This window comes from Halomonas urmiana, assembly GCF_005780185.1.
GTDB classification, from domain to species: Bacteria; Pseudomonadota; Gammaproteobacteria; order Pseudomonadales; family Halomonadaceae; genus Halomonas; species Halomonas urmiana.
This window is the reverse complement of sequence record NZ_VBUI01000058.1, coordinates 1-3,414: the sequence shown is the minus strand read 5'-3', so window position 1 is coordinate 3,414 and position 3,414 is coordinate 1. Positions and strand designations below refer to the sequence as shown.

3 protein-coding genes are annotated in these 3,414 nt (G+C 60.7%); 2 read left to right on the top strand and 1 reads right to left on the bottom strand.

Annotation, left to right across the window (positions count from 1 at the left end):
• Positions 1-74 precede the first annotated feature (74 nt).
• Positions 75-413 carry a hypothetical protein gene (locus tag FEI13_RS18670; protein WP_138182992.1) on the bottom strand — a complete coding sequence of 113 codons (339 nt, stop codon included), beginning with the start codon at positions 411-413 and terminating at the stop codon, positions 75-77.
• Between the two features lie 229 nt (positions 414-642).
• Here FEI13_RS18670 and FEI13_RS18665 point away from each other — a divergent pair, with 229 nt between their 5' ends.
• On the top strand, positions 643-1,608 hold the full coding sequence (locus FEI13_RS18665) for an integron integrase (protein ID WP_138182991.1): 966 nt from the start codon (positions 643-645) through the stop codon (positions 1,606-1,608).
• 549 nt (positions 1,609-2,157) lie between these two features.
• Entirely contained in the window at positions 2,158-3,111 is a 954-nt protein-coding gene (locus FEI13_RS18660) for an IS110 family transposase (protein WP_138182990.1), read from the top strand.
• Positions 3,112-3,414: the final 303 nt, after the last annotated feature.

Here is a 3,414-nt window from a genome sequence, read left to right as displayed (position 1 = left end):
CGCTCATCTCGATGTCATCCCGATTCGAAGGCTCGGCTACAGCTTAAACCGTTGTCCGGATATTGGGGTCCACTTTACACCTCGGAAATCAAGTCTTCTGCTCGCTCCCGAAAATAACGATGAACAAGCATATTCCTGAGTTCCAATGTTTTACTCAGAAAGTCGGCATCTTCTTCTGACAGACTCAGTTCTGATTTGGCCGCCTTGAGAAGCCGCCCAAAGGTTCTCCGACCGAGAGAATCATACAGATCCAAAAATAGTTCCTGTGACAAGAGGTTCACTTCTGGCAGTCGAAGCACCACTGCCAGATTCAAAGCTGCCTCTTCAAGAACCTGAGCGTAATAGGCCGTCAGCCCGAAAAATGCGAATGCCTCTTTGTCGCAGCAATTATCAATTTCAGGTATCTCAGGCATAGGAGCGACCCATCAAAGAACATAACAGTGATTAGACGGAACGCTCTGATATTGGGTGAACGCGCCTGCGCGTTCAACAGTGTTATCTAGCGTGCCCTTCCTTCCGTAACTCATTGATATAAAACAACCCTAAGGATAGCTCGGCTACGTATGCAGGATTCGCGCGCTTGCGCGTTTTGCCGGCGTCAATAATACTGTATGCATATCCATGCATCGAGAGGGCAGCCGTATGGATACGCAGAGCAAGCCGCCGAAGCTGATGGACCGGGTGAAGGCTACCATGCGGGTGAAGCGCTACAGCCCGCGTACCGAGAAGACCTACTGCTACTGGATACGCTTCTTCATCCGATTCCACGGCGTGCGGCATCCCGCCGGCATGGGTGCGCCCGAGGTACATGCCTTCCTGGAGCATTTGGCGGTAGAGCGCCATGTGGCGGCGGCCACACAGAACCAGGCCCTGAACGCCCTCGTCTTCCTGTATCGCCACATCCTTGATCAGCCCCTGGGCGATATCGGTGAATTCTCACGCGCCAGACGTCCTCGCCGGCTGCCGGTGGTACTGTCCCATGAGGAAGCGACGCGCGTGCTGAGCCATCTATCGGGCCCGATGTGTTTGATGGGCATGATGATGTACGGCTCGGGACTGAGGCTAATTGAAACATGCCGATTGCGTGTACGGGATATCGATCTCGAACGCCAGGTCATTACGGTGAGAGCCGGCAAGGGCGATAAGGACCGCACTACCTTGCTCCCGGCCACTTGCGTCCCCTGCTTACGGCAGCAGATTTCCTCGGCCCAGCGCCATCTGGACTACCGGCTCGCTCATGGCCGCGTGCCGGTGACCCTACCCCATGCGCTGGATCGCAAGTACCCCAATGCGGGAATCTCCCTGGCCTGGCAGTGGCTCTTCCCTGCCTCCCGCCCCTGCTGCGACATGGACGGCAAGGTGGTACTTCACCATGTCCACCCATCGGCGGTACAAAAAGCCGTCAAACACGCCATGCGAGCCGCCTCGCTGCCGCGGCCCGGTTCTTGTCACACCCTGCGACACAGCTTCGCCACTCAGTTGCTGAACCAGGGCACGGATATCCGCACGGTTCAGGAGTTACTCGGGCACAAGAGCGTGGAAACCACCCAGATCTACACGCATGTGCTGGGCAAGGGCTTCGCCGGCGTGCGCAGTCCCTTGGGGTAGGAACGCCGGGCACGCTACCGCCTGACCCACCTGCATGCTGTGACGGCGCTCCTGCCATCTCCTGCGGTAGTCCCTGCGCGATCCCTGGTGGCCATCTTCCGCGGCCTTATCAGGCCAGACTAATCAAGGACCGGCACGGGTGCAAAAGTCGCCTGTAAAATGTGCCAAAAGGGGCGCGCAAGGCACGGAAGTGCGTCATTTATCTGCGACCTTCGGAGGGTTCTCGCTGGCTCGGCCAGGCGTAGGAAAGGGGTGGGCGAGTGGTGATCGGGTATCCATTGGCCCCGGGCAGCGCGGAGCGCCTATCGCGCAACAAGTTGCGCTTGTATGTTGGAAATGACCCAACATGGAGAGGACTTGCCGGGGTGGAGGGACGAGTTGCGCATCTGGCCCCCTGGGGTACAGACCGTAGGAGACATGGCCCCACCCCATCCATTCAGCGCCGATAAGGAATCCATCGGCTGAGCCTTCCTCAGACCGACGATCTTGGCAAGCCAGTGCCTGGGTGCACCCCGGCAAGCCCTCTCAACCTAGCGTGGAGGCCAGGCCATGACAATCCAGCCCCTCATCGGGATCGACGTCGCCAAGCACGAACTCGTGGTCTATCGGCAAGACCTGGAGATCCAGCAAACCCTGGAGAATCGCCCGTCAGCCCTCAAGCCATGGCTCCGCGGCCTCCCCGCTCAGTGCGCGATCGCTGTCGAAGCCACCGGCACCTACCATGTCGCGCTGATCGAGCTGGCGTACCAATGCGGCCACGAGGTCTTCGTGATCGATGGCTACCAGCTCAATCATTACCGGCAAGGCATCGGCGGTCGTGCGAAGACCGACAGCAGTGATGCCCGTTTGCTGGCCCGTTACCTCAGCCGGGAGCGTGAAATGCTGCGTGCCTGGGCACCTCCGCCGGCCGCTTATCGGTCACTGCAGAGCCTGCTGCGACGCCGCGCCACGCTGGTCCAGGCTCGGGTGGCGATCCAGCAGAGCTGTGCCGAACTACCGTGGCTGGCCGCGCACCTCAAGCGCCTGATGGCTCAGCTGACGCGGGTGGATCAGGTGATTCAGGCACGTCTCCGGGCCATTGTCCGAGAGGCCGGTCTGCGCCACCAGGTGGCTCGCTGCCAGGCGGTGGAAGGGGTGGGGGAGCTGACCGCTACGGCCCTGATCATGGCGTTTCTGCGGGGGGATTTTCGGCACAGCGACGCTTTTGTCGCCTTCCCGGGACTGGATGTGCGCGTCCGCGACTCCGGCAAGCAGCGGGGGCGACGCAAGCTGACCAAGCGAGGCGACCCAGAAGTCCGGCGATTGCTGCACAATGCCGCCATGGCCGCGAGCCGCCTGCCGGCGTGGAAAGCCACCTATCAGCGCTACCGGGCGAGAGGGCTGCAGGCCCTCCAGGTCTTGGTCATCCTGGCCAGGAAACTGGCACGCATTGCATTTTCACTAATGAAGCACCAGACGGAGTACACCCCTCCAAGCCTCAATAGGGCTGGCGGGGCAACATAGAATCTCCTACGAAAACCGGTTCGGTGGAAGCGTTTATCGAGTCGAAGCCTTCCGCGCAGCGAGATGCGCTCCTACGCCTCCCGTTCGGTGGCAGCGTCCCTCGCGTCGAGGTCAGGGTGTGGACGCGAGGTCGCGGTGCATGATGTTGACATCCTCCTCTCTCTCAACGTCTCAGGACGTTGCCGCCTGCGGCGGGAAGGAAGAGGATTCCTACGGCGCTCAGCGCCAGCCATCGGCTGCCGCTGAGTCGCTTCGGTGGGTTCCTGCTGCTGGCGGCCTTGCTGCACCGCTCACTTCACAGGC

Excerpts from the sequence above, each read along its gene's own strand:
- FEI13_RS18665 (WP_138182991.1), top strand. The coding sequence starts at position 643 with ATGGATACGCAGAGCAAGCCGCCGAAGCTGATGGACCGGGTGAAGGCT.
- FEI13_RS18660 (WP_138182990.1), top strand. The coding sequence starts at position 2,158 with ATGACAATCCAGCCCCTCATCGGGATCGACGTCGCCAAGCACGAACTC.
- FEI13_RS18670 (WP_138182992.1), bottom strand. The coding sequence starts at position 413 with ATGCCTGAGATACCTGAAATTGATAATTGCTGCGACAAAGAGGCATTC.